The sequence below is a fragment of the Bacteroides sp. An51A genome, from assembly GCF_002161565.1.
GTDB classification, from domain to species: Bacteria; Bacteroidota; Bacteroidia; order Bacteroidales; family Bacteroidaceae; genus Phocaeicola; species Phocaeicola intestinalis.
On sequence record NZ_NFIC01000001.1, the window covers coordinates 755777 to 779214 of the forward strand.

At 45.6% G+C, this 23438-nt stretch carries 24 protein-coding genes, 2 tRNA genes and 1 pseudogene; 14 read left to right on the forward strand and 13 right to left on the reverse strand.

Going from position 1 to position 23438, the window contains the following annotated elements; genetic code table 11:
* Positions 1-2 precede the first annotated feature (2 nt).
* On the reverse strand, positions 3-1367 hold the full coding sequence (locus B5G04_RS02935; protein WP_022039867.1) for a PFL family protein: 1365 nt from the start codon (positions 1365-1367) through the stop codon (positions 3-5).
* A 14-nt stretch (positions 1368-1381) separates the two neighbouring features.
* Entirely contained in the window at positions 1382-1654 is a 273-nt protein-coding gene (locus B5G04_RS02940; protein ID WP_022039868.1) for an ACT domain-containing protein, read from the reverse strand.
* 160 nt (positions 1655-1814) lie between these two features.
* Here B5G04_RS02940 and B5G04_RS02945 point away from each other — a divergent pair.
* The 4 genes from B5G04_RS02945 (at position 1815) to B5G04_RS02960 (ending at position 2790) form a co-directional block, all read left to right on the forward strand.
* Positions 1815-1899 (forward strand) — tRNA-Ser (locus B5G04_RS02945).
* 49 nt (positions 1900-1948) lie between these two features.
* A tRNA-Ser gene (locus B5G04_RS02950) sits at positions 1949-2035 on the forward strand.
* Between the two features lie 183 nt (positions 2036-2218).
* A complete protein-coding gene (locus B5G04_RS02955) occupies positions 2219-2491 on the forward strand; it encodes a hypothetical protein (RefSeq protein WP_013619293.1) in 273 nt (90 codons plus the stop codon).
* Entirely contained in the window at positions 2488-2790 is a 303-nt protein-coding gene (locus tag B5G04_RS02960; protein WP_087212232.1) for a hypothetical protein, read from the forward strand. The genes B5G04_RS02955 and B5G04_RS02960 overlap by 4 nt, the downstream gene beginning before the upstream one ends.
* A 421-nt stretch (positions 2791-3211) precedes the next feature.
* On the opposite strand, the gene B5G04_RS02965 is transcribed toward B5G04_RS02960, so the two are convergent.
* Complete coding sequence (locus B5G04_RS02965; RefSeq protein ID WP_087212235.1) at positions 3212-4120, reverse strand: helix-turn-helix domain-containing protein; 909 nt, start codon at positions 4118-4120, stop codon at positions 3212-3214.
* A gap of 159 nt (positions 4121-4279) precedes the next feature.
* On the opposite strand from B5G04_RS02965, the gene B5G04_RS02970 reads away from it, so the two are divergent.
* The 9 genes and pseudogenes from B5G04_RS02970 (at position 4280) to B5G04_RS03010 (ending at position 13299) form a co-directional block, all read left to right on the forward strand.
* The gene (locus tag B5G04_RS02970; protein ID WP_164496633.1) at positions 4280-5293 is read left to right on the forward strand and encodes a DUF6282 family protein; all 1014 of its coding nucleotides are present in this window, start codon (positions 4280-4282) and stop codon (positions 5291-5293) included.
* A gap of 38 nt (positions 5294-5331) precedes the next feature.
* Entirely contained in the window at positions 5332-6621 is a 1290-nt protein-coding gene (locus B5G04_RS02975; RefSeq protein ID WP_087248247.1) for an aldo/keto reductase, read from the forward strand.
* 96 nt (positions 6622-6717) lie between these two features.
* A complete protein-coding gene (locus tag B5G04_RS02980; protein ID WP_087395713.1) occupies positions 6718-7899 on the forward strand; it encodes an iron-containing alcohol dehydrogenase in 1182 nt (393 codons plus the stop codon).
* 137 nt (positions 7900-8036) lie between these two features.
* The gene (locus B5G04_RS02985) at positions 8037-8504 is read left to right on the forward strand and encodes a cyclophilin-like fold protein (protein WP_087395717.1); all 468 of its coding nucleotides are present in this window, start codon (positions 8037-8039) and stop codon (positions 8502-8504) included.
* A 5-nt stretch (positions 8505-8509) separates the two neighbouring features.
* Positions 8510-9517 carry an aldo/keto reductase gene (locus B5G04_RS02990; RefSeq protein WP_087248241.1) on the forward strand — a complete coding sequence of 336 codons (1008 nt, stop codon included), beginning with the start codon at positions 8510-8512 and terminating at the stop codon, positions 9515-9517.
* A gap of 27 nt (positions 9518-9544) precedes the next feature.
* Positions 9545-10069 (forward strand): annotated as a pseudogene (locus B5G04_RS02995) (flavin reductase family protein); the annotation flags it as partial.
* A gap of 149 nt (positions 10070-10218) precedes the next feature.
* Positions 10219-10752: a flavodoxin family protein gene (locus B5G04_RS03000; protein ID WP_087212256.1), complete on the forward strand. Its 534-nt coding sequence runs from the start codon at positions 10219-10221 to the stop codon at positions 10750-10752.
* A 17-nt stretch (positions 10753-10769) separates the two neighbouring features.
* Complete coding sequence (locus B5G04_RS03005) at positions 10770-11921, forward strand: carboxymuconolactone decarboxylase family protein (RefSeq protein ID WP_087395847.1); 1152 nt, start codon at positions 10770-10772, stop codon at positions 11919-11921.
* Positions 11922-12123: 202 nt separating this feature from the next.
* Positions 12124-13299 (forward strand): aldo/keto reductase, encoded by a 1176-nt coding sequence (locus tag B5G04_RS03010; RefSeq protein ID WP_087395721.1) that lies wholly within the window; start codon positions 12124-12126, stop codon positions 13297-13299.
* A 614-nt stretch (positions 13300-13913) separates the two neighbouring features.
* Here B5G04_RS03010 and B5G04_RS03015 read toward each other — a convergent pair.
* On the reverse strand, positions 13914-14561 hold the full coding sequence (locus B5G04_RS03015; protein ID WP_087248235.1) for a CatA-like O-acetyltransferase: 648 nt from the start codon (positions 14559-14561) through the stop codon (positions 13914-13916).
* A gap of 271 nt (positions 14562-14832) precedes the next feature.
* On the opposite strand from B5G04_RS03015, the gene B5G04_RS03020 reads away from it, so the two are divergent.
* The gene (locus B5G04_RS03020) at positions 14833-15405 is read left to right on the forward strand and encodes a flavodoxin (protein ID WP_087248233.1); all 573 of its coding nucleotides are present in this window, start codon (positions 14833-14835) and stop codon (positions 15403-15405) included.
* Positions 15406-15440: 35 nt separating this feature from the next.
* On the opposite strand, the gene radC is transcribed toward B5G04_RS03020, so the two are convergent.
* The 9 genes from radC to B5G04_RS03065 all read right to left on the reverse strand — a co-directional run bounded on the left by radC (position 15441) and on the right by B5G04_RS03065 (position 23341).
* Positions 15441-16130, reverse strand: coding sequence for a DNA repair protein RadC (gene radC, locus B5G04_RS03025; RefSeq protein ID WP_022039697.1), 690 nt, complete (start codon positions 16128-16130; stop codon positions 15441-15443).
* Positions 16130-17119: a glycosyltransferase gene (locus tag B5G04_RS03030; protein WP_087248231.1), complete on the reverse strand. Its 990-nt coding sequence runs from the start codon at positions 17117-17119 to the stop codon at positions 16130-16132. Before B5G04_RS03030 ends, radC begins: the two co-directional genes overlap by 1 nt.
* Entirely contained in the window at positions 17116-17754 is a 639-nt protein-coding gene (locus B5G04_RS03035; RefSeq protein WP_022039695.1) for a DedA family protein, read from the reverse strand. Before B5G04_RS03035 ends, B5G04_RS03030 begins: the two co-directional genes overlap by 4 nt.
* 125 nt (positions 17755-17879) lie before the next feature.
* The gene (locus B5G04_RS03040; protein WP_087248326.1) at positions 17880-19355 is read right to left on the reverse strand and encodes a tetratricopeptide repeat protein; all 1476 of its coding nucleotides are present in this window, start codon (positions 19353-19355) and stop codon (positions 17880-17882) included.
* Positions 19356-19375: 20 nt separating this feature from the next.
* Complete coding sequence (locus B5G04_RS03045) at positions 19376-20314, reverse strand: substrate-binding domain-containing protein (RefSeq protein WP_022039693.1); 939 nt, start codon at positions 20312-20314, stop codon at positions 19376-19378.
* Between the two features lie 18 nt (positions 20315-20332).
* Positions 20333-21148 (reverse strand): energy transducer TonB, encoded by an 816-nt coding sequence (locus B5G04_RS03050; protein ID WP_022039692.1) that lies wholly within the window; start codon positions 21146-21148, stop codon positions 20333-20335.
* Positions 21149-21177: 29 nt separating this feature from the next.
* Positions 21178-21834 carry a biopolymer transporter ExbD gene (locus tag B5G04_RS03055; protein WP_022039691.1) on the reverse strand — a complete coding sequence of 219 codons (657 nt, stop codon included), beginning with the start codon at positions 21832-21834 and terminating at the stop codon, positions 21178-21180.
* Positions 21835-21852: 18 nt separating this feature from the next.
* Positions 21853-22458 carry a biopolymer transporter ExbD gene (locus tag B5G04_RS03060; RefSeq protein WP_087211778.1) on the reverse strand — a complete coding sequence of 202 codons (606 nt, stop codon included), beginning with the start codon at positions 22456-22458 and terminating at the stop codon, positions 21853-21855.
* A 70-nt stretch (positions 22459-22528) separates the two neighbouring features.
* Positions 22529-23341, reverse strand: a complete 813-nt coding sequence (locus B5G04_RS03065) for a MotA/TolQ/ExbB proton channel family protein (protein ID WP_022039689.1) — start codon at positions 23339-23341, stop codon at positions 22529-22531.
* Positions 23342-23438 lie beyond the last annotated feature (97 nt).

Genomic DNA, 23438 nt, shown 5'->3' on the forward strand with positions numbered 1-23438 from the left:
GCTTAGTTCTTAAAGCTATGTATCGGTGCAGGGATGCGTCCTCCCCGGTTCACAAAAGCCTCACAGCTGAAACGGTTGACCGGCATAACAGGAGCATATCCCAACAAGCCACCAAACTCTACCGTTTCGCCCACTTTCTTTCCTTCTACCGGAATGATACGCACCGCCGTAGTCTTCTGGTTCACCATACCAATAGCCGACTCATCGGCTATAATACCCGAAATAGTAGTAGCCGGCGTATCGCCCGGAATAGCAATCATGTCCAATCCTACCGAACATACGCAAGTCATCGCTTCCAGTTTCTCGATAGTCAGTGCCCCTGCTTCTACCGCATCAATCATCCCTTGGTCTTCACTCACCGGAATAAAAGCACCACTCAGACCTCCTACATACGAAGAAGCCATTACACCTCCTTTTTTTACCTGGTCGTTCAGCAAAGCCAATGCCGCCGTAGTTCCCGGTGCTCCCGGGTGTTCCAGTCCGATTTCCTTCAAAATATCCGCTACACTATCGCCTACTGCCGGCGTAGGAGCTAATGACAAGTCAATAATGCCAAAGGGTATCCCCAACCTGCGCGAGGCTTCCTGAGCCACCAGCTGTCCTACACGGGTAATCTTGAACGCTGTACGCTTGATAGTTTCGCACAACACTTCGAAATCGGCATCCCGAATCTGTTCGAGTACATACTTCACTACTCCAGGACCGCTTACGCCCACATTGATAATGGCATCGTCTTCCGAAACGCCGTGAAAAGCACCTGCCATAAACGGATTATCATCGGGAGCATTGCATAATACCACCAGCTTGGCACAGCCCAGCGAATCACGCTCTGCAGTAAGCCGAGCCGTTTCCTTGATAATATCCCCCATCAGACGCACTGCATCCATATTGATACCCGTCTTAGTGGAACCTACATTCACCGAGCTGCAGATACGTTCGGTGCAGGCCAAGGCTTCAGGGATAGAACGAATCAGCAATTCATCACTTCGTGTCATCCCTTTAGAGACGATAGCCGAATAGCCACCGATGAAATTCACCCCCAATTCCTCTGCTGCACGGTCTAGCGTACGTGCAACCTTTACATAATCGGCAGTAGTCTGGCAAGCTGCCCCACCCACCAATGAAATCGGCGTAACCGAGATACGTTTGTTCACGATAGGAATCCCGTATTCTTTCGATATGTCTTCTCCTGTCTTTACCAAGTCTTTGGCAAGCCGGGTTACCTTTTCATAAATCTTCTGACAAAGAATATCCACGTTGCTATCTGCACACTCCAACAGATTGATACCCATTGTAATGGTACGCACATCCAGATTTTCTTTTTCAATCATCTTGTTGGTTTCCAGAACCTCTGATATATTAATCATAAGCCAGCCTTTTTTTAAATCCGATGCATTTTATCGAAAATCTCTTCACGCTGACATTTCACCTGCACGCCTAGCGCTTGTCCTACTTCAGTCAGTTCATTAACCACCTGCTCAAACGGTTTTGCAATACGCGCCATATCCACAATCATCATCATATTGAAGAACTCCTGCACGATAGTCTGCGATATATCCAGAATGTTGATATTGTTTTCTGCAAGATACGAACATACTTTGGCAATAATGCCTACCGAATCTTTTCCTACAACAGTAATAATAGCCTTATTCATAATTCCGTTCATTAAGTTTGATAATGAGGGCAAAGATAGACAAATCTTAGTAAAACTCCCCCTTTCTCATACTTTTTTTGCCCGAACGCTTGCATATTCAAAAATAATCCGTACCTTTGCAACGCTTTTGAAAACCAGAAGCACTTACCCTACAGTTTAAGGAGAGGTGGCAGAGTGGTCGATTGCGGCGGTCTTGAAAACCGTTGTACCGCGAGGTACCCGGGGTTCGAATCCCTGTCTCTCCGCTGAACAGAAGCGCTTTCATGATTTTTTTCAGAAAGCGCTTTTTATTTTGGAGAGATGCCGGAGTGGTCGATCGGGCCGCACTCGAAATGCGGTGAACGGGTAACTGTTCCCAGGGTTCGAATCCCTGTCTCTCCGCTGATAATCTTTTAGAGATTAACAAGTTATAGGAATTAAGCATAAAAACTTAGTTCCTATTTTTTTGTTCGGAAAGACGGATTTGTGGCGTTGTTTTGAAATGTTTAGAATCACAATCTCACCACCAGAAAGTTGTATATATCATATACTTTATATACCTTTGCGAAAAACGAAACGAATATTATGGATACTACGGTTAAAGCTACTAGAAGAAAAATAATAGACATACCAGAAGATATTTTCCGGTATCTGTCTGTAAAAGCAGCCATGCAAGGCACCAATTTAAAAAGATACATTGAGGGACTTCTTGCGAAAGACGTAGAGGATATGCTAGCCGGTATGGATGACAATGATGCATACCGGTGGCTTTCAAAAAATGAACCTGACGGGCATGTAAGGGTCGGGGAAAAAGAAAAACAGGATTTTGAAAACTGGCTGGGTATTGAAAGGAAATGAAGGTAGAGTATTCAAAGGCATTTGTTAAGGCAGTCAGAAAATTATCCGGCAAAGTACTTGATTCTGTCAGGAATGCCATACAGGGAGTCATGGAAGCCCGATGTATTGATGAAATAACTGATTGCAAGAAGCTGGTCGGCTATGATTTCGTTTATCGCATACGCATCGGCAGTTACCGGGCGTTCTTCACCTTCCATGTCCATATTGAAAATGATGTGGTGATGTTCGAGTATCTGTTGCCAAGAGGAGAAGCCTATGATAAGAAGAATCAGGAAAAACTGCGCCGTATAGATGAATAAAATAAAGAGAAAAAAGAAAAGCCGTCATCAGAACTCCTCGCTCTGACTCGGCTCCTCACTGTTCCATCCGTTTCAACCATAGAGACGAAAGCTGCTATGACTACTCCTGATTTTCCAGCCCTCGAATTGATTCCTGACCATCTTCTGAAATTCAGGCTCAACCCGGCATATTTTTCATTATTTTCTTTGAAACTGCCATTTAAATACACAATTTCACACCATTCAAAGTATAAATGCCTATGATTTGATGGGAGAACATGTACGCATACAGTTTCATGATGAGATATATAAAACATTCGGAGACAAACGTAAAACCTTGTTTATACCACGTTATGTCATTTTCGATAAAAAAGGACAGATTCGTTTCAACGCAGCAGCTTCTCCCGAAAATATAGAGCAGCTCAAAGCGTTCGACCGCAATTCACCCTGCAGCCACCCGTTTTCTGTATTCGCTGGGCGTATATCCTGCCACTTTCTTAAATACCCGGTTGAAATGTTGGGAATATTGAAAGCCCAATTCATCGGCAATCTGGTTTACGGTCTTCTCCGTATCGGCGAGCATGTCTTTGGCAGTATCTATGATTTTACCCTGGATGTATTCCTGCGGATTTTTTCCCGTTTCTTTCTTAATAAGGTCTCCAAAGTAGTTGGGAGAAAGAAATACCTTATCGGCAAAATACCGTACGGTCGGCAGTCCGTTGGTACGCGACTTTCCACTTTGAAAATAATCGTCGAGCAAAGCTTCGAAACGGGTCAGCACATCCTTGTTTGATTTCTCGCGGGTGACGAATTGCCGGTTATAAAAACGCATACAATAGTCAAGCAGCAACTGGATATTTCTTGCAATCAACCGTTTGCTCAACTTGTCTATCGGATGCGTCAGTTCTATTTTTATTTTAGCCAGACAATCGAGGATGATGCTTTTCTCTTCGTCCGAAAGGTGCAGGGCTTCGGTAGAATTGTAAGAGAAGAAAGAATAAGACTTGATTTCCTGTCCGAGCGATGTGCCTTTAATCAGATCGGGATGAAACACAATGCCGCGTGCCGTGGGCTTCATGCCTTCCAGCATTTCCGTTTCCGACACCTGCCCCGGTGCGAAACTGGTAATCGTGCCTTCCCGATAATCATAAACCTGCCTTCCATAACGGATATCGCCACATTTGGTTTCTTTCAAGAACAGGGCATAGATGCCGTAATTGATAGTGAAACGTGTAGGGAATCGGGTGGCTTCCGAAAGGTCGATGACATTCACCAACGGGTGAAGTGTTTCCAGTCCGAACAGTTTGTTGTACTCTTCTACCGTATCCATTTTTATCAAATCTGTTTTCATATTCGTATCATCATTACATTCTTGTATCGCAAAAATAAAAGTTTCTACCGTAACTTGTATCGGCGTTGAACCGTAATCTGTAAATGAGTTACAAATCTCCGTAAATAGGTTATGTCCTTTAAGTTAGATACCGGCTATTTTTGCAAAAAAAGAAAAGCGATGAATGATAATGGAAAAATAAATCGCAGGGACTTTATCAAGAGTTCCGTGCTGACCGGAGGAGTATTGTTCGCACAGGCAGCGATACCTGCCCGTGCCATGGATTTTCTTTCGGAGAAAAATGGAGATAAGAATGATATGTTTACAGAAGACGGATTAGTAAAAGGAGTATGCGACATCCACCTGCACTGCCGCCCCGATTCGCGGGAACGCTCGGTAGATGAATATGGTTTCATGCAGGATGCCATGCGTGCCGGATACCGTGCCGTGATGTTCAAGTCCAATGACTTCAGTTGTCACGACAGGGCATATATCATCCGGCAAGCACTGCCGGAAGCGGAATGTTTCGGCAGTTTCTGCATGAACCGTGTGCATGGGGACAAGGTAAATCCGTTTGCCGCACAGAAAGCCGTAGAAACAAGTGGAGGACTGTGCCGGTGCATCTGGATGCCGACACTTGACGCAGCCTATCATTACCAATGTGAAGGCAGGAAAGAGAAAGGCATTCCCGTGTTGGATGATAACGGACAGGTATTGCCCGAAGTCATTCGCATAATGGAAATCTGTGCGGAAGCCGGCATCATCTTTGCCACCGGACACGCTTCGCCGCAGGAAAGCATCACGCTCGCCCGTAGGGCAAAGGAAATAGGTGTGGACAAATTTGTCGTCACTCATGCCAATTCTCATTTCTGGAAAATGACTGCCGACCAGATCAAGCAGTGCATCGACCTTGGTGCGTACATCGAATATTGCTACCTGCCCTGCCTGTGGGGAAAAGGCACAAAGATGCCGCAATATTCCCGGCAAAGCATCGGGGAGTTTGCCGGTTTTGTTCGCATTGCCCCGTCACGGAGTTTCATTTCCACCGACTTAGGACAGGCGGTGATGCCACACCCCATTGAGGGTATGAGGGATTGCATCCTGAAACTGCTGGCAGAAGGCATCCCTCAAAGCGACATTGACTTACTGGTACGCCACAACCCGGCGTGGCTCATTGGATTGACTCATCTTTAATTCTTCATTTTTAGTTCTTCATTCTTCATTTAAAAATTATGGATAGAAGAGATTTCATCAAAAGCGGATTATTCGCTGCGGCTGTCGGTGCCGCAATGGGACCGAAAGCCATTGCGCAAGAAGCAAACAGACGTGTGGAGCAGGAGCAGAAAGCAAAAGATATTCTGAATTACAACTCGCAGATGCAATACCGCCCGATGGGCAGAACAGGGGTAAATGTATCGGCATTAGGTTTTGGCATGTTGCGCCTGCCAATGAAGAACGGGCATGTGGATTTCGACCAGACTACCCCGATGGTACACCGTGCCATCGAAGGCGGAGTGAACTACATTGATACCGGACGTGTCTATATGGGAGGCGAAAGCGAGCAGGCAGTCGGCAAGGCACTTGCAGGAGGCTGGCGCGACCGGGTTTATGTCACTTCCAAAATGCCGTGGTGGGAGATGCAGAATGCAGACGATTTCGAAAAGTTCTTCGACCAGTCCCGGCGTGCGATTGATACGGATGTGATTGATTTCTACCACATCCACATGATTATGCACCGGGCATGGAAAGACTATGTGCTGCCGTATCGGCTTATCGAGAAGATGGAGAATCTGAAGGCGCAAGGGAAAATACGCTTTATGGGATTCTCTTTCCACGACAGCCTGCAACTGTTCAAACGGGTAGTCGAATATACACCGGCATGGGATTTCTGCCTTATCCAGCACAATTACCTTGATTATGAATACGAGGCAGGTGTGCTCGGCCCGAAATATGCCGCTGCCAACGGTATGGGGCTGGCGGTAATGAAGCCTGTCCGCACCGGCTTCCTTGCCAACCTGCCACAAGTGATGCGCGATGCGCTTGCCTCTACCGGTATCCGAAAACCCGATGCGGAGTGGGCACTGGATTACCTGTGGGACATTCCCGAAGTAAGCGTAGCCGTCAGCGGCATGGGTTCCATGGAAGATGTGGAGGAAAATCTGAGTTATGCAGCCAAGGCAAAACCGAATATGCTTACACCTGCCGAACGCGAGGCATTGGGATCAGCCATCTACGCTTACCGCCATGCACCAGGACACATTGACTGTACCGGATGTTACCAGTGTATTCCCTGCCCGCAAAATGTTGCCATCGGTTACATCTTCGCCTATGTCTACAACAACTACCTGCTGCACCGCAACAAGGAGCGGGCAATGATGGATTACACTGTATCCATGTCTCCCGTCCAGCGCGGCGATCCGGCTTCATCGTGCATCGGATGCGGAGAATGCCTGGCAAAGTGCCCGCAGCATCTGGATATTCCCAATCTGTTGGCAAAAGTAAAGGAAACAATGGGAAAATAATCCGTAAATCGGTTACAACCGTCAGTAAATATGTTATCTCCTTTCCACCGGCAGTCTGCTACCTTTGCATCAGAATCATTAAATATAACCTACAAAATGAAAACGAACAACAACTACGACATGTATATCCCTACCCGTGTAATGTTCGGTGCAGGGATGCTGAACAAACTGAGTGAACAACCCATGCCGGGACGGCGTGCCCTCATTATCATCTCTAATGGTAAATCCACCCGCGCCAACGGCTATCTGGCTCGCACGGAAGAGCAGTTGCACAAAGCCGGTGTGGAGACCTGCATCTTCGACGGTGTAGCTTCCAATCCTACCGTAGGCAACGTCAATGCCGGTGCAAAGGCTGCGCGTGACAATGGGTGTGATTTTCTCATTGCGTTGGGTGGAGGCAGTGTCATGGATTGCGCAAAGGCTATTGCAGTTATGGCTACGAATGAAGGCGAACTGTGGGATTACGTGCCCATTGGTTCAGGAAAAGGACAGCCTATTGCCGTAAAGCCGTTGCCTATCGTTGCTATTACCACCACGGCAGGTACAGGGTCGGAAACGGACAACTCCGGTGTTATTACGAAGGAAGACACGTTTGAGAAAGCTTTCGTGGGTGATGCATCCCTGTTTCCCGTCCTCTCTATCGTTGATGCGGAACTGATGAAAAGTGTACCGGCAACATTCACTGCCTATCAAGGCTTCGATGCCCTGTTCCATAGCACGGAAGGATACATTGCGAAAGGTGCCAATCTGATGAGCGACATGTATGCCCTCGAAGCCATCCGCAACATTGCCGAATACCTGCCCCGTGCCATCAAGGACGGCAACGACCTCGAAGCCCGTACCCGTGTGGCTTTCGGCAATACGTTGTCCGGCGGCGTGATGTGCCTGACGCTTATCACCAGCGAGCACGCCCTGGAACATGCCCTTTCCGCTTATCATCCCAACCTGCCCCACGGTGCCGGTCTGATTATGGTGAGCCGTGCCTATTATAAATATTTCATCGAGCACCATGCCTGCGACGATCGCTTCATCCGCATGGCACAGGCAATGGGTATGCCGGAAGCCACGAAACCCGAAGACTTCCTGACCGCCCTCACCCGTCTGCAAGAGGCGTGCGGCGTAGCCGACCTGAAGATGTCCGACTACGGCATTACTCCCGACGAGTTCGAGACGCTGATGCGTAACACCCGCGAGGTAATGGGCGTGATGTTCACCAGCGACCGTGTCCAGATGTCGGACGAAGATATCGTAAACGTCTATCGGGAATCTTACAAATAAGAACGACTCCCATTGGGAACAGCGGGGAAAGCACTTCTCCATCAGGATTGACGTTGTCCCCGCCGGGGAAAGCGCTTCTCCGTCAGGATTGGCGCTGTCGACTACATGGTAAGTAATTTTAGAAAAAGGAAAAAACGATGAATAGACTGCATCTCGTCCTCCTGTTGCTGCTCTCGGTCTTTATGACAGCAGTTCAGGCACAACAAAGAGTTTCAGACAATCAAATGAAAGCAAATATGGGAAATAACACAATCAGACTGACCATCAAGGACGGTAAGACATTTACCGCCACTTTAGCGGATAATTCGTCCGCAGATGCTTTGATAGAATTGCTATCAAAAGGAGACGTCACCGTGAAAATGGAAGACTACGGCAACATGGAAAAAGTGGGACCGCTGGGTACCAGCCTTCCGCGCAATGACCGACAGACATCGACCGGTCCCGGCGACATCATCCTTTACCAGGGGAAATACCTGGTAATTTATTATTCGACCAATTCGTGGAACTTCACCCACATAGGCAAGATAGATAATACCAATGGCGCACAATTGAAATCAGCATTGGGAAACGGTGATGTAACGGTAACGCTCTCATTAGGCAAATAATAACGATGAAAACAAGAACATTAGGAAAACAAGGACTGGAAGTTTCGGAAGTAGGACTGGGCTGCATGGGATTTACGCAGAGTTATCCTCCTTATCCCGACCGGAAAGAAGCCATCGCCACGCTGCGCGAGGCGGTAGAGTTGGGAGTTACATTCTTTGATACGGCAGAGGTGTATAGTGCGTTCAAGAACGAAGAGTTAGTGGGCGAAGCTTTGGAACCGGTCCGCGACAAAGTAGTCATCGCCACGAAGTTCGGCTATAACTTGGTGGATATGCCCGACCTTAATACATCGGCACGCCCCGTAAGCCTGTCAAGCAAACCCGACACCATCCGCCGGGCGGTGGAAGGTTCGCTCCGCCGCCTGCGTACCGACCACATTGACCTCTACTACCAGCACCGGGTAGACCCGGATACGCCGATAGAAGAAGTGGCGGATACGGTTGCTTCGCTCATCAAAGAGGGCAAGGTGTTGTATTGGGGCTTGTCCGAAGCCGCCCCTGCCACGGTGCGCCGCGCCCATGCCGTATGTCCGCTTGCGGCAGTACAGAGCGAATATTCCCTGTGGTACCGTCAAGTGGAAAAGGAACTGCTCCCTACCTTGGAGGAGCTGGGCATCGGCTTCGTGCCGTTCAGTCCGCTGGGGAAAGCCATGCTGACCGGACGCTTCGACCGCAACACCACGTTCGACAAGACGGATTTCCGTTCCTCCATTCCCCGTTTCCAGCCGGAGAACCTGCAACACAATGTAGCGTTGGTAGAGTATGTGAAAGAACTTGCCCATCGGAAAGAAACCTCTCCGGCACGTATTGCCATCGGCTGGCTCCTGGCACAGCAACCGTGGATTGTCCCTATTCCCGGCACGAAACGTATTGAACGCATCAAGGAGAATATCGGCGGAGCGGACATTCGCTTTACCACGGAAGAGCTTGCCGATATCCGCCGTCATCTGGACAGCATCGAAATCATCGGAGCACGATATCCCGAAGACCAGGAGGCGTTGACCGGCAAATAGTCATACAATTTTCAAACGGAAGAGAATATGAAAAAGAACATCGGCCAGACATTGGCATTGTATCCTACTCCCGCCGTAGTAGTGGGTACGGAGGTAAACGGAAAGGTAAACTGGCTGCTCGTTGCCCATGTGGGCATCATCGGGCACGACCGCATCCTGCTGAGTATGCACAAGGCGCATTACACCAACCAAGGTGTGAAAACCACAGGCAAGGTGTCCGTCAATATGGTAGACGAAGCCATGCTGCAACGTGCTGACTATGTCGGTTGCGTCAGCGGAGCGAAAACGGACAAATCGGAAGTTTTTGCCTGGCATCCGGGTGAAGCCGGAACTCCTGTCATTGATGAAAGTCCGTTGGTGATGGAATGTGAGGTGGTAGATAATTACGGAACGGATACGTTCGATAACTTCATCTGCAAAATCACGAACACCTATGCCGAAGAAAGTATTCTCAATGACAAAGGGAAGCCGGACTACAGCAAAGTGAAGCCCGTCCTCTTCGAAATGCCCAACTATACCTATTTGCGGACGGGAGACGAAATCGCTAAATGTACGACATTTGGAAAAACATTTAATCCTGAGAACTGATGAAGCGCCGAGATTTTCTCCGTAAATCCCTGCTCGCAGCTACAGGGAGTATGATCTTGGGAGGCGGCATCATGAAAGCCGTAGAAAATTTGAACACTAAAAATAGTAGTAGAATGAAAATAGTAGTATTGACCGGTAGTCCCCGCCGGAATGGAAATTCGGCTTATCTGGCGGAACAGTTCATCAAAGGCGCACAGGAAAAAGGACATGAGATATACCGTTTCGATTGCGCCTTCAAACAAGTGGAACCTTGCCGTGCCTGCAACCGTTGCGGCATGGACGGTCCGTGTGTGATAAAGGATGATTTTAATGAACTGCGTCCGCATCTCATCGCGGCAGACATGGTAGTGTTCGCCACACCGATGTATTATTTTGGCATTTCAGCACAGATGAAACGGGTAATCGACCGGTTCTATGCCATCAACGGGCAAATTAAAGGCCATTACAAGAAGGCTGCTTACCTGATGACCTATGCCGATACGGCGAAGAAGGAAGCAGAACCGATGCTGCTGCATTACCGCACATTAATGGAATATCTCGGCTGGGAAAGTGTGGGTGAGGTGGTCGCTTCCGGGGTATGGACGGCAGGTTCCATTCGCAACACCCGCTATCCCGAACAGGCATATCAGTTAGGAAAAAGTCTATAGACAGTAACATGATGAATATGAAACAATCTGTAATTATATTCGCCTTATTGCTGGCAGGACTCATGCCGGCAAAGGCACAGAACGACGAAACAATGAACAGAATAGAAACGTGCAAGGAAAATTACCGTACCCTTTTCGGCGGTGAAGCCCTGACCGGACAGGGCACAGACCCGGAGATGATGGACATCCTTCAGAAATTTATCTTCGGCGAAGTGTTTACTACGGGAAACTTGAGCTTGAAACAGCGCGAAATGATTACTTGTGTCACCCTTGCCACGATGCAGACGCTTCCGCAACTGAAAGTCCATGCGGGAGCCGCCCTGAACGTGGGCGTCACCCCTGTGGAATTACGGGAAGCGATGTATCTGACAGCACCGTTCATCGGTTTCCCCAAGATGCTCAATGCCGTCGGAACGGTGAACGAAGTATTCAAGGAGCGCGACATCAGCCTTCCCTTGGAGAATCAGACCACCGTCACCGAAGCGAACCGTCATGAGCAGGGCGCAGCCATTCAGGACAAACTCTACCACGGAGGAATCTCTGCCGTGATGGAAGGCGTGCCCGGCGGAATGGGTGAAGAGGTAGCACGCTTCCTGACCGACTATTTCTTTGGCGAAATATACACCCGTAACGGACTTGACTTGAAAACCAAAGAACTGCTCGGCTACTGCATCCTGACGACACTGGAAGCGGAAAGCCAGTTGCAGTCGCATTTCCACGGAAACATCCAGGCAGGCAATACGCCCGAAGAAGTGACCGCAGCGGTCATCCAATGCCTTCCCTACATCGGTTTCCCGGCAGCCATCAAGGCATTGCGCATCATCAAGCAGGAAGCGGCCAAACCGGCTGCACCGGCTACGGATAACCTGGTACGCCTTTCGAAAATAACAGTAGACCCGGAACGGTTGGATGAATACAACGCCTATCTGAAAGAGGAAATAGAAGCCTCCATGCGGCTGGAGCCGGGCGTGCTCACTCTTTATGCCACAGCCGAAAAGGATGCGCCCCACAAGATTACCATCCTCGAAATCTATGCCGACCGTGCCGCTTACGAAAGCCATTTGAAGACTCTCCATTTCCAGAAGTACAAACAGGGTACGCTGGATATGGTAAAGGATTTGGAACTGGTGGATACGACACCGCTGATTCCGGGACTGAAAATAAAGTAATTTTTTTCATGCCAATCAGGAGTTAAAAGGGAGTTATAGGTAGTTATCGCCCGCAGGGCGGGCTGGAAGTTAGATGCCAATACCTTTTTGCGCCGGTTTCAGAAGTAAGACTATTGGCCTGTAACTCCTGAACGAAGTGATAACTCCTGTGAAACATAACTACGTTTAACTCCTGATTCGCATTTTTCATTTAAAAGGCAATATGGAAGACTTGAACAAGAAAGAAGGTTTCAGCCGTCGCGGTTTTCTGAAGACGGCGGCTGCCGTGGGCGCAGCTCTGGCTGTCTCCCCGGCATTGGGCAAAGTACAGGCTGCCACCCACGTGGCTGCCGGAAGCAAGGGAGCATTTGCCGGTGATGCAAAAGCCGCAACCATTACCGCCCACCGTACGCTCGGTACAGGCAAGGCGGCTTTCGAGGTGTCGGCATTGGGATTCGGTGTGATGGGCATGACCTACAACCGCAGTTATCATCCCGACAAAAAGCAGTGCATCCGCCTGCTGCACGAGGCGATGGACCGTGGCGTGACGCTATTTGACACCGCCATCATCTACGGTCCGCTGAACAATGAAGAACTGGCAGGCGAAGCATTGGGAGAGTTTCGGGGTAAAGTGAACGTGACGACCAAGTTCGGTCATGAGGTCATCGACGGGAAAGCCACCGGACGACAAGACAGCCGTCCCGCCACCATCCGCCGCTATTGCGAGGAATCGTTGAAACGCCTGCGCACCGATGTCATCCCGATGTTCTACCAACATCGCTTCGACCGCAACACGCCGGTGGAGGACGTGGCGGGGACTATCGCCGATTTGATAAAGGAAGGCAAGGTCTTGCATTGGGGCATGTGCGAGGTCAGCGCAGAGACTATCCGCAAGGCGCACGCCGTCTGTCCGCTGACCGCTATCCAGAGCGAATACCACCTGATGCACCGTGAGGTAGAGAAGAACGGTGTATTGGATGTATGCCGTGAGCTGGGTATCGGTTTCGTGCCTTACAGTCCGATGAACCGGGGCTTCCTCGGCGGCGACTTAAATGAATATACCGAGTTCGACCCGCACAACGATAACCGCACCACGCTGCCCCGCTTCACGCCGGAAGCCATGCGTGCCAATTATCGCATCGTGAATGTGCTGCAACGCTTCGGACGCGAACGGGGCATGAACGCCGCCCAGCTTGCCCTCGGCTGGCTTTTGCAGAAAGAACCGTGGATAGTAGCCATTCCCGGCACCACGAAGCTCTCGCACCTTGAAGAAAACCTGCGCACACTGGACTTCAACCTCTCTGCCGAAGAGTGGAAACAGTTGGAAGATGCCGTTGCAGCCATTCCCGTGACGGGCGACCGCTACAATGCCGAACAACAGAAACAAGTGGGATTCTGAAATTAAAAATCCCTTGTCAGCCGTTCCGCTTGCAGGGGATCTTCAGAACTTCTTATACCATGCGCGGTATGGATTGGTGCATTTTGTTGATGTCACAATTCCTGTATGCTGTCTCCGTTCCGTTCAGCCTACATTACTAAACGGTACATTATCATACGCAGATTAGTTAAAAGGTTGTTGTTATTATCTTCTTGCTTCAACGCAGATAGCTTCGTCTGGTGTAAGATTATTAATCTTCTGCTTGTAAGATTAATAATCTTGCAGCCTGAAGATTAATAATCTTACAGCGGATAAGCCTATATGCGTTTGCCGACGCACCTATATCCGCAGACTTCCGCAACCGGATGCGTCTTGCAATGATATTATCTGGAAGGGCGGCAGTCAGTAAGAAACTGCTTTGAATTTATCGTGTGATGATTGGGGATGATTTTTCAACCGCAAAATTTTGCGTCTCTATTATGAGGGAAATAGTGAGTTTTCTGACGAAGAACAGAAGGATCCCCAAATCGCCCAAAGCACACACGAAAACGGATACATCAAGACGAGAATAACTTTTTGGAGAAATTCAAAACAAGAAAATGCACATTTTAATGCCGCTTAAAGTATAAATCTGATTAGAATTTCCGTGCGATGTTCTGCATATCATTAATAAGCTTGCACGTATGATACCCATCAGCTACAGCATGACTGACGAAGACAGAAATCGGTATCTCCACACGTCCATTCGCCTCGAAATATTTCCCGAATTTAATGAGCGGAAAAAGAAACGCACTTTCCGTATAAGTATCTTGTGCAAAGGCTGTAAAACTCAGCCACGGCAGGCATGAGATGGGACAAAAATTAGCTGGTTGTTCAGGACGTGCTTTAATGACTCCTGTCACATTGCGGTATTTTTCCATATCTTCCACAACGGTGTGGTAGAACGTATCGAAATCATCATAATATTCGCTCCAGATATCTGTAAATGTCCTGGTTTCCGGGTGAAACAAGGTGTAACATGGAACAACCTCTTCCCAATATCCCAACTCTCCATTTACGTTAAAACTCATACGAAATTCTTTGTTCTGATTGACAGCTTTCATAATGACATAAAGCATCGTAGGAAAGAACCTGATTCCTCTTCTTTTCTGTTCGCTTACAAGGTGGGTAATGTCAATGTTGGCATTGAGGTTGTATTTACATTTGATTTGGGAATAGTAGTAATCAAAGTAAATAGTTCGTTCCCACGTAGATTTGTCTATGATATGAAATGATGCGCTCATATTATTTTTGTTTACGAAGATAGCAAAAATCGGAAAGCAGAGCAAGGAAAAACAGTGATTTCCCTGCTTTGACCCTCACAACAAAACACTTTGAGCCGAAGGGCAAAAACGATGTTACACATTCGCACTATCTTTGTAGAAAACAATGACACCCAGCCTGTGGATACGTTCGTCACAGACTGACAATTGCCATACTATGCTAACAGAGTGGCTGAAAGAGATTAACAATGGCTCAACAGATAATAATCATTTGAAATAAAAACATTACGTTATGAACAAGATTTTATTATCCATCGCGGCAGTACTTGCCATCTGCTTTACCGCCTGCGCCCAAAAGAAAGACAAACCTAATGTAAGCAACACATCATCCAAGACGTTGGTCGCTTATTTTTCAGCAACCGGAACCACTGCCCAAGTCGCTCGTAACATTGCAGACATTACCGGAGGAGAACTGTTCGAAATTGCACCTCAGAGCCCTTATACTGAGGCTGACCTCGACTGGAACAACCGCCAGTCACGTAGTTCAGTAGAGATGGACGATGCCCAATCCCGTCCGACACTTAAAGCAACGGAAACGGACATTGCCGGATATGATGTCGTTTTTATCGGCTATCCTATCTGGTGGAACCTTGCTCCAAGAATCATCAACACATTCATTGAAAGTCATGACCTGAAAGGCAAAACCCTCATTCCGTTCGCCACTTCCGGTGGAAGCAGTATCAGTAACAGTGTTTCCGAATTGAAAAAATCCTATCCAAGCCTGAACTGGAAAGAAGGAAAGTTGCTGAACGGAATGAACAACGATGCCATACAAAATTGGATAACCAACCTTAACAATCAATAAAGACCGGCAATAACGCTTGAAACGATACTGTTTCTTCACATTCTTCCCTCATCAGAGTAACTATAATAAGAACCGTCTGTCACAATCAAGTGGTCAAGCAAACGTATGTTCATCAGCGCAGAAGCTTGCTTTACCGATTGAGTCAGACGGTCATCGTCAGGACTAGGAGAAATATTGCCGGAAGGATGATTGTGACAAAGCACCAGTGATACCGCACGTTTCAATAAAGCCTCCCGCAAAATACAACGCACATCTACCTGAGTGGAAGCCAGTCCACCCTGACTGATACGGACACGATCTATAATTTTCGAAGACTGGTTAAGCAGCAATATCCAACATTCCTCAATTGGCAAGTCACACATCAACGGGTAAAAAAGCTCATAAATATCACGGGACGTACGAATTTGCTTCCGCTCTTTAGGCTCCTCTTCCATGCGTCGCTTTCCCAATTCTGAAGCAGCAAGAATCGTCACGGCTTTTGCCAGGCCAATACCTTTAAAATGGCATAAATCCTCAATATTAGCTCTCCCTAATTCACTCAGGCTGTTGTGATAGCAGTCAAGCACTTTCCGCATCAGTCCCACAGCCGAATCTTCCTGACTGCCAGAGCCTATCAGAATAGCAAGCAGCTCAGCATTGCTTAATGCTGCTGAACCTTGCTGTATCATCCGTTCACGTGGACGGTCTTCTTCTGCCCACTGATTAATAGTCAATTTGTTTTCCATTATTGGTAAAAATTCTTCTCGAAAGCTGCGAACTCCCCTTGCCGGCATACACAACGTTTCCACCATGCACAAAGGAATCCCAAACCATATCCTGTTAATTGGATAAACGCAGCAACAACAGAAAGTATACCAATCCAGACACTTTTATTTTGCACCGAAGCATCAATAAAAATAATCAAAGAAAATACCAACAACAATGACAAGCTCCAAATACAGAACGGAGCAACCAGCAGAAGAGCAATCACCCCCAAAACAAATACAGCCGGTAACCCGTGTACCAACTTCAGCGATTCTGGATACTTCTTATAAAGATTAATACGTGCAATCCCCGAATTGTATACTTGCTTGAAAAATTTATGCCAGTCCGTACGGCGCTTATGCCACACCCAGGCTTCAGGAAAAAGCCGGCAATGATAGCCATTTTGGAAAATCCGGATGCTGAAGTCAATATCTTCACCAAAACGCATCTTCGAAAATCCTCCCAATGCCTGATAAACCTCTCTCCGTACTCCCATATTAAAACTACGGGGATAGAACTTATCCATTTTCCTCGTACCTCCCCGAATACCTCCAGTTGTAAAAAAAGAAGTCATGGCATAATTAATAGCCTTTTGGATGGAAGAAAACGAATCATTCGCACGGTCCGGTCCCCCAAAAGCATCAGCAGGGTTTCTTTGCAGTTCAGCCTCTATCGCATCAAGATAACCTGGAGGCAACACACAATCAGAGTCCAATATAATCAGGTATTCGCCATGACTGCGCTCCGCTCCATAATTCCGCGTTTGTCCAGGACCTGAATTAGATTTTACAAAATAATGTATATTTAATAATTCTGCGTACCTGTCTACCACAGACTCACAAGAATTTGAAGACCCGTCTTCTACCACGAGCACTTCAAATTCCGTATAATGTTGTTTTGTCAAACTATCTAACAATTCATCCACTTCATCCGGACGATTGTAGACAGGAATAATCAACGAATATTTCATCCTTTTTTCAGTTTAGCACGTACTACTTCAAATACAGCCGGCAACAAAGAAATAAAGATAATAGCCACAAGCAGCAATTTCAAGTTTTCTTGTACAAAAGGAAGATCTCCAAAGAAATGTCCCGCATAGGCAAACAAGGCAACCCACAAAGCGGCACCAATCAGGTTATAACACATAAAATAATAATAATGCATCTTACCCATACCAGCTACAAACGGAGCAAAAGTGCGGACAATAGGGACAAAACGGGCTATAATAATGGTCTTGCCTCCATACTTCTTAAAAAAATCATGGGTCTTATTCAAATAACTTTGCTTGAATATTTTCGAATTAGGATTACTAAATAACTTCTGCCCTAGAAAATGCCCAATCATATAATTGCACGAATCCCCCAATACTGCTGCCAGAAAAACGACAAGTACCAATGTATGTATTTCCAACGGCATATCCGGTAAAGCGGTAATGGCACCTGCAACAAACAACAGAGAATCGCCAGGCAAAAATGGAGTAACTACCAAACCTGTTTCACAAAAAATGACAAGAAACAAAATAGCATATGTCCAAGTATGATAATTCTGCACAATATCAATCATATACCTGTCGATATGCAAAACAAAATCAATAATAAAATCCATTATACGTAATTAATTAAACAAACTTATAAATCAAAAACAAAAGGACACTGCACAGAAACAAGCATATCGCATGACCCTCCTGCAGTGTCCTTAACGTTGAAATCTTTAATCTATATATTTAAATACTAAGGCTTGAGACCTTCCATTGCCTGTTTAGCTGTAGGATTCTCCGGATCTATTGCAAGAATCTTTTCCCAATAAACCTTAGATTGTTCATATTCCTCTTTCAAGAAATAATAATACCCCAAGTAACTTTCACATTCGATAAGCACATTCTTTGATGCTTTCGGATTCTGCTCCAAAATAGCAAGTGCCTTTTCGTAATAAGGTTTTGCCAATCCCATTGTAGTTTCAGGATCAAGCATAGCATTTGTACGCGCACGCCAAAAATTACCCAAATAATTATCAGGCACCCGTTCAGCAACCTGGGCAAAAATAGTATCAGCTTCCATCAAATACGCTTTACGCTGGATAGTATCTACAGCGGCTACAGACTGATTGGCTGTAGAATCACCCGGAGTCGGCGTCATCGCACCCGCAGCCATATAATACAAACGGCCAAACATGAACAAGTCTGTCACTTCAGCCTTATCCTTCATACCGTCTAAATACAACTGATAAAAACGGATGGCCTCCGGATAATTTTGCGCTTTCTGTTGTGCTTCTGAAGCTTCTTTAGCTATTTCAGGATGTTCACTCTTTTCATCTGCTTTCATGGCCTTATCAAATTCGACCATAGCCTTATCTACTTCATTATTGGCTGCGTACAGACGTCCCCGATACAAATAATCCATATATACATAATCCGGATTGTTCGGGTCAGCAAAGAATACATCTGAAGCCTGAATACCCTCTGTATATGCCTTCGTTTCATACAAGTCATACATTTTCAAGCGCTTCAACAAATGATTGTCTGCTTCCATAGCCAAACCTTTATTGACCATGTCTAATGACTGTGCATAATCTTTATTTAAATAAAGCAACATCGAATAGCGTGAATAATCCTGCACATCCGGATTTCCTTTTTGCATATATTCATCAAAGACCTGTTTAGCTTTACCATAACTACCCATCTGATAATAAGCATTTGCCAATTCTCGGTCAACACGAATTTCTGTCGGATGTTTTTCTTTCAGCTTCAGCAACATATTTACTGACAACTGAGGATTTACACCAATATATGCATTTGCATACTTATAATATGCATCATAACAATCCTCGTCAAACAAGATAGCTTGTTCATAATAACCGCAAGCTGTACCCACATCTTTCACAGACAGAGCAATATCTCCCTGCAGAACATAACTCTCTCCATTTTTCGAATCCACTTTTCTTGCACGTTCTGCATATTCTTTCGCTGCATCCATTTTACCATTGTCTAAATATGCTTTACCAATGGCAACCAACAAAGATACATTCTTTTTATTTTTACCTTTCAGAAGTTCATCGAAAGCATCTTCAGCAGCATCTGGATTATCTTTAATCATTGCAGCAATCTTGTCAATCTGCTTTGTCATATCGGGAGTCAAAGGCTCCTGAGCATACAGAGAAGCAGACAACAAAAAGCTCAAACAAAATGCACTCAAAACTCTAGTTTTCATAATCATATATTAATTCCTTATTAAAACTCATCTTTCACATTCACTAAACGAACAGGCTGCGTTGCCGGCACAATACCCGACTTCAGGATAATTCTTTGTCCTTTGTCACTTGTAAGGAAAGTCATCAAACCGGTTGGCAAAGCACTACGTGGATCGTTTATTAAAATAAAGACATCATGAACCAATGGATATTCTCTCAAAGCAAGATAAGCCTGATAGGGCTTATAACTGTTTCCTACCGTCGCATGTCCTGAATTGCTGACAGACATCACCTTTACACTTTCATTAAACGTAAGGTGAGTAGAATCTGCTGCATTACCTACCCAGTTAGCTCCGATAACTCCCAACGCATTAGGAGTCTTAGATACATACTCGATAACTTCCTCATTCGATTTCAATGCTGTCAAATTTGAAGCCAACGGCTCGCCTTTACAGATTGAATCAATAGCATAATGTATAGTTCCCGAATTAGGATTATCAAACACTACATTCAAATCACCTAAACGAGAGGTCGGATATAACTCTTTCCACGATTTTACTTTACCAGTCAAAATTTGACGGAACTGCCCTACTGTTATCAACGAATCTTCATTCTCCAGATTCGTAATCAGAGCAATGCCACTCACTGCCATTCGAATGGACTCTGGAAAGAATTTGCGCGTATGAAAAGAAGCCAGTTCTTTATCACTCAAGCGCCGGTTTGCAATCGCCAGCCGCACACTATCTTGCAAAAGCAAATTAATGGCTTCCACCTCACTACAATAAATAGGAGTTACTTCAGCCTCTGGAGTCAATGCCAGATACACTTGCAATTCTTCTTCCATAATCGGCCGCAGCGATTCATCTACTGCAATCTTTATGGAACCCGAATACAAAGTCTGACCATCGCCCGCCTGCTTCTGACTACAAGAAACCAACGCCAAAAGTAAACAAACACAACCTAAAAGACTTCCTTTCATACACGCTTCCTTAAAATATTACTGCAATCTAAATACAATCGGACAAGTGTAATATACCGGTACATTACGTCCATTCTGCTTACCCGGAATCCACTTCGGCAAAGATTGTACTACACGTACAGCTTCTTTGTCACAATAGGGATCCAAAGAACGCAAAACCTGCACATCTTCCACATTACCTTCTGCAGTCACGACAAATCGCAAAATAACACGTCCCTGAATACCGTTTTCCTGAGCAATAGCCGGATAACGCAGATTCTTCGAAATGTATTTCATCAATTCAGCCGGACCACCGGGGAACTGCGGCATCTGTTCTACCATCGTGTAAGGTTCTTCTTTCTCTTCAGGAGCTTGTGTAATCACTTCTTGCAAATCAGCGATATCAGCACCTTCCAATTCGTTGTTACCCTTCACATCGGCAATAGAAATCTGCACCTTTGATTCGGTCAACTCGTCCTGACTCTTCAATTCATCTTCGTCTGCTACTTCTTCATCTTTCTTAATGACCGGAGCAGTAAATTTGATGGTACTCTTCAACTGAGGAGGAGGAGCGATCTGTTCTACCGGTTTTACCAACTCTTCTTGCTTAACTTCTGGTTCTTCCAATTGTGAAAGCTGTGTTACTTCCAACATTTCCTCTTCCTTTTCCGGAATAGCCATCTGTATCAGTCGAGGAAGGTAGAAACCTACAGCAGCAACGACAATTACAATAATGATAGCAGCCAACTGACGTCTACCAAAATCACGGCGCATTTTATACGCACCGTAAGCTTTATTTTTATCTTTGAAAATGAGCTCACACCATTCCAAAGAAATCAAATCTATTTTTGCCATATTCTTTTCTTTTTAAGGTGTTACACATTTCAACTAGCTGCTGCATCTCTGGTCAGCTGACCCTTGGAATTATAATTGTCGATCAGGAACTGATCTCCTTCCGTAATGTCAACAATCACATATTTACCGATACTGCAAATCTGCATTTCATCCAACGCGTCAATCAGGTTCTTGTAAGTAGATTTATCGGTTGCCTTAATAATCACAGTCGGTGTATTTTTGGCAGCCTTTACTTCCGATACCTGCTTTTTGTACTCGTCTTCCGTAATTTCCAGATTAGCCTTCTTCTGCTTCAACTCTTCTACTTTCTTCACGGCTTCGTAGTTCTTGCGGAGCAATACTTTACGGATACCATTGGCAGTATAATCGGTTTCTTTCAAAGAAGTATAATCCTCGTAATTAGGTTCGCCTTCATAATAATATAGCTTATTATCTGCATCCAACAGCATTGTAAGAGCTTGCGAAGCCTTTACTTTATTCTGCTGGTCTTCAGTAATATTCTCATCATTGGTCGGCATACTAATTTCCATCGTCTGAGGTTTGCTCAACGAGGTACAGAGCATAAAGAAAGTAATCAAAAGCATGTTCATATCCACCATCGGCGTGAAGTCGACGCGAACAGCCATTTTTTTCTGCTTTGATCCTTTACCTTTTTTGCCTCCACCATTATCTTGTATTTCAGCCATATTTAAAATTCTCCTTTTTTATTCGTCAGACACTTGTTTCAATGAAGTAATCAGATTGTATCTGTTTTCCTTCAAATCTTGAAGAGAACTCATCACGTTCTTAATGACAGAATAAGGAGTACTTTGGTCGGCCTTGATAGCAATACGCAAGTCGCGGTTTGTTGCACGTGCATTACGTATCCAAGCCTTAAATTGGTTGTCCACACTGTCACAAGGAATTCCGTAATCCTTCAATATCTTGTCCTGCTCTTCGCCTGGAAGTGCGAGGAACTGCTTCATATTCTTCATTGGAACGCCGAACGTTTGGAATACCGAGAACTTTTTCACTTCTTCCGGAGTGAAACTCAGACCATATTCTTTTCCTACGGCTTCCAATGTAGCTGCCATATCCTGCTGTTTGTCAAGACTCATAAAAATCTTGCCACTCGGTTCGACAAGAATCTGCAGAATGTTCGTTTCCGGAATCTTGATTTCGGAAACCGAACCCGGAGTAACGACCTGTACCGGCTCTTTCTTAATGAAGTTACCTGTCAACATAAAGAAAGTAAGCAGCAACACGGTCACGTCACTCATGGCAGTCATGTCGATAAACATGGACTTCTTTTTTATTTGAACTTTACCCATAATTAACTATTTATTAAAAATTAGTTATAACGTTTTCCGTCTTACACAAAGACCAATAAGTGTCTCTTGTTTATTTATGGGTAGCGTTGAATGTCTGTACGATAGAGAAGCCTACTTCGTCAAGGCTGTAAGTCAGTTTATCAATCTTGTTAGTAAAGTAGTTGTAAGAAATAACTGCCAACGCACCAGTCAAGATACCGAATGCAGTGTTGATCAAGGCTTCAGAAATACCGGTTGACAACGCAACTGAGTCAGTACCACCACCAGCAGACAGAGCGGCAAATGAACGGATCATACCGATAACTGTACCGAGCAATCCCATCAATGTACCCAATGTAGTAATCGTACCGATAATCGGCAAGTTCTGCTGCAACATCGGCATTTCCAATGCAGTAGCTTCTTCCAATGATTTTTGGATAGCCAATACCTTCTGGTCTTTATCCAATTCAGCATTTTGTTCCATCTCACGATAAGTCTGCAAAGTTGCACCTACTACATTTGCTACAGAACCGCGTTGCTTGTCGCACAATGCCTGAGCAGCTTCCATATCATTCTTTGCCAGAGCATCTTTAATCTGAGCAACGAATTTAACCAATTTACCACGGCCAAAAGCAGCACGGATAGTGAAATAACGCTCAACGCTCAATGCCAACACAGTCAACAATAAAGTCTGGATAACCGGTACTACAACACCACCTTTGTAGATAGTACCCAACATGTTACCCGGCAGCGGGTGGTTGTTCGGGTCATTGTTCATGAAGTTAGACGGATCGCCCAACACGAACTTGTAAATACACAATGCAACAATAAAGCATGCGATAATAACTAAACCAGCAGCTTCAATTCCCTTAAATCCTTGTTTTTGTTTTTTAGTAGTTTCCATAAAATTACTCTTTTAATATTAATTAGAAATTTAATTGAATGTCGGTCTTCTTACTGGGACAACACACTTGCACCGTCTTCTTAGTTTACGTTAACAA

Coding starts and splice junctions, on each gene's coding strand:
- B5G04_RS02965 (WP_087212235.1), bottom strand. CDS start 4,120: ATGAAAACAGATTTGATAAAAATGGATACGGTAGAAGAGTACAACAAA.
- B5G04_RS03065 (WP_022039689.1), bottom strand. CDS start 23,341: ATGGAAACTACTAAAAAACAAAAACAAGGATTTAAGGGAATTGAAGCT.
- B5G04_RS02970 (WP_164496633.1), top strand. CDS start 4,280: ATGAATGATAATGGAAAAATAAATCGCAGGGACTTTATCAAGAGTTCC.
- B5G04_RS02955 (WP_013619293.1), top strand. CDS start 2,219: ATGGATACTACGGTTAAAGCTACTAGAAGAAAAATAATAGACATACCA.
- B5G04_RS03035 (WP_022039695.1), bottom strand. CDS start 17,754: ATGGATTTTATTATTGATTTTGTTTTGCATATCGACAGGTATATGATT.
- B5G04_RS03060 (WP_087211778.1), bottom strand. CDS start 22,458: ATGGGTAAAGTTCAAATAAAAAAGAAGTCCATGTTTATCGACATGACT.
- B5G04_RS03040 (WP_087248326.1), bottom strand. CDS start 19,355: ATGAAAACTAGAGTTTTGAGTGCATTTTGTTTGAGCTTTTTGTTGTCT.
- B5G04_RS02990 (WP_087248241.1), top strand. CDS start 8,510: ATGAAAACAAGAACATTAGGAAAACAAGGACTGGAAGTTTCGGAAGTA.
- B5G04_RS02935 (WP_022039867.1), bottom strand. CDS start 1,367: ATGATTAATATATCAGAGGTTCTGGAAACCAACAAGATGATTGAAAAA.
- B5G04_RS03010 (WP_087395721.1), top strand. CDS start 12,124: ATGGAAGACTTGAACAAGAAAGAAGGTTTCAGCCGTCGCGGTTTTCTG.
- B5G04_RS02940 (WP_022039868.1), bottom strand. CDS start 1,654: ATGAATAAGGCTATTATTACTGTTGTAGGAAAAGATTCGGTAGGCATT.
- radC (WP_022039697.1), bottom strand. CDS start 16,130: ATGGAAAACAAATTGACTATTAATCAGTGGGCAGAAGAAGACCGTCCA.
- B5G04_RS03020 (WP_087248233.1), top strand. CDS start 14,833: ATGAACAAGATTTTATTATCCATCGCGGCAGTACTTGCCATCTGCTTT.
- B5G04_RS02975 (WP_087248247.1), top strand. CDS start 5,332: ATGGATAGAAGAGATTTCATCAAAAGCGGATTATTCGCTGCGGCTGTC.
- B5G04_RS03055 (WP_022039691.1), bottom strand. CDS start 21,834: ATGGCTGAAATACAAGATAATGGTGGAGGCAAAAAAGGTAAAGGATCA.
- B5G04_RS03000 (WP_087212256.1), top strand. CDS start 10,219: ATGAAAATAGTAGTATTGACCGGTAGTCCCCGCCGGAATGGAAATTCG.
- B5G04_RS02960 (WP_087212232.1), top strand. CDS start 2,488: ATGAAGGTAGAGTATTCAAAGGCATTTGTTAAGGCAGTCAGAAAATTA.
- B5G04_RS02980 (WP_087395713.1), top strand. CDS start 6,718: ATGAAAACGAACAACAACTACGACATGTATATCCCTACCCGTGTAATG.
- B5G04_RS03045 (WP_022039693.1), bottom strand. CDS start 20,314: ATGAAAGGAAGTCTTTTAGGTTGTGTTTGTTTACTTTTGGCGTTGGTT.
- B5G04_RS03050 (WP_022039692.1), bottom strand. CDS start 21,148: ATGGCAAAAATAGATTTGATTTCTTTGGAATGGTGTGAGCTCATTTTC.
- B5G04_RS03015 (WP_087248235.1), bottom strand. CDS start 14,561: ATGAGCGCATCATTTCATATCATAGACAAATCTACGTGGGAACGAACT.
- B5G04_RS02985 (WP_087395717.1), top strand. CDS start 8,037: ATGAATAGACTGCATCTCGTCCTCCTGTTGCTGCTCTCGGTCTTTATG.
- B5G04_RS03030 (WP_087248231.1), bottom strand. CDS start 17,119: ATGAAATATTCGTTGATTATTCCTGTCTACAATCGTCCGGATGAAGTG.
- B5G04_RS03005 (WP_087395847.1), top strand. CDS start 10,770: ATGAAACAATCTGTAATTATATTCGCCTTATTGCTGGCAGGACTCATG.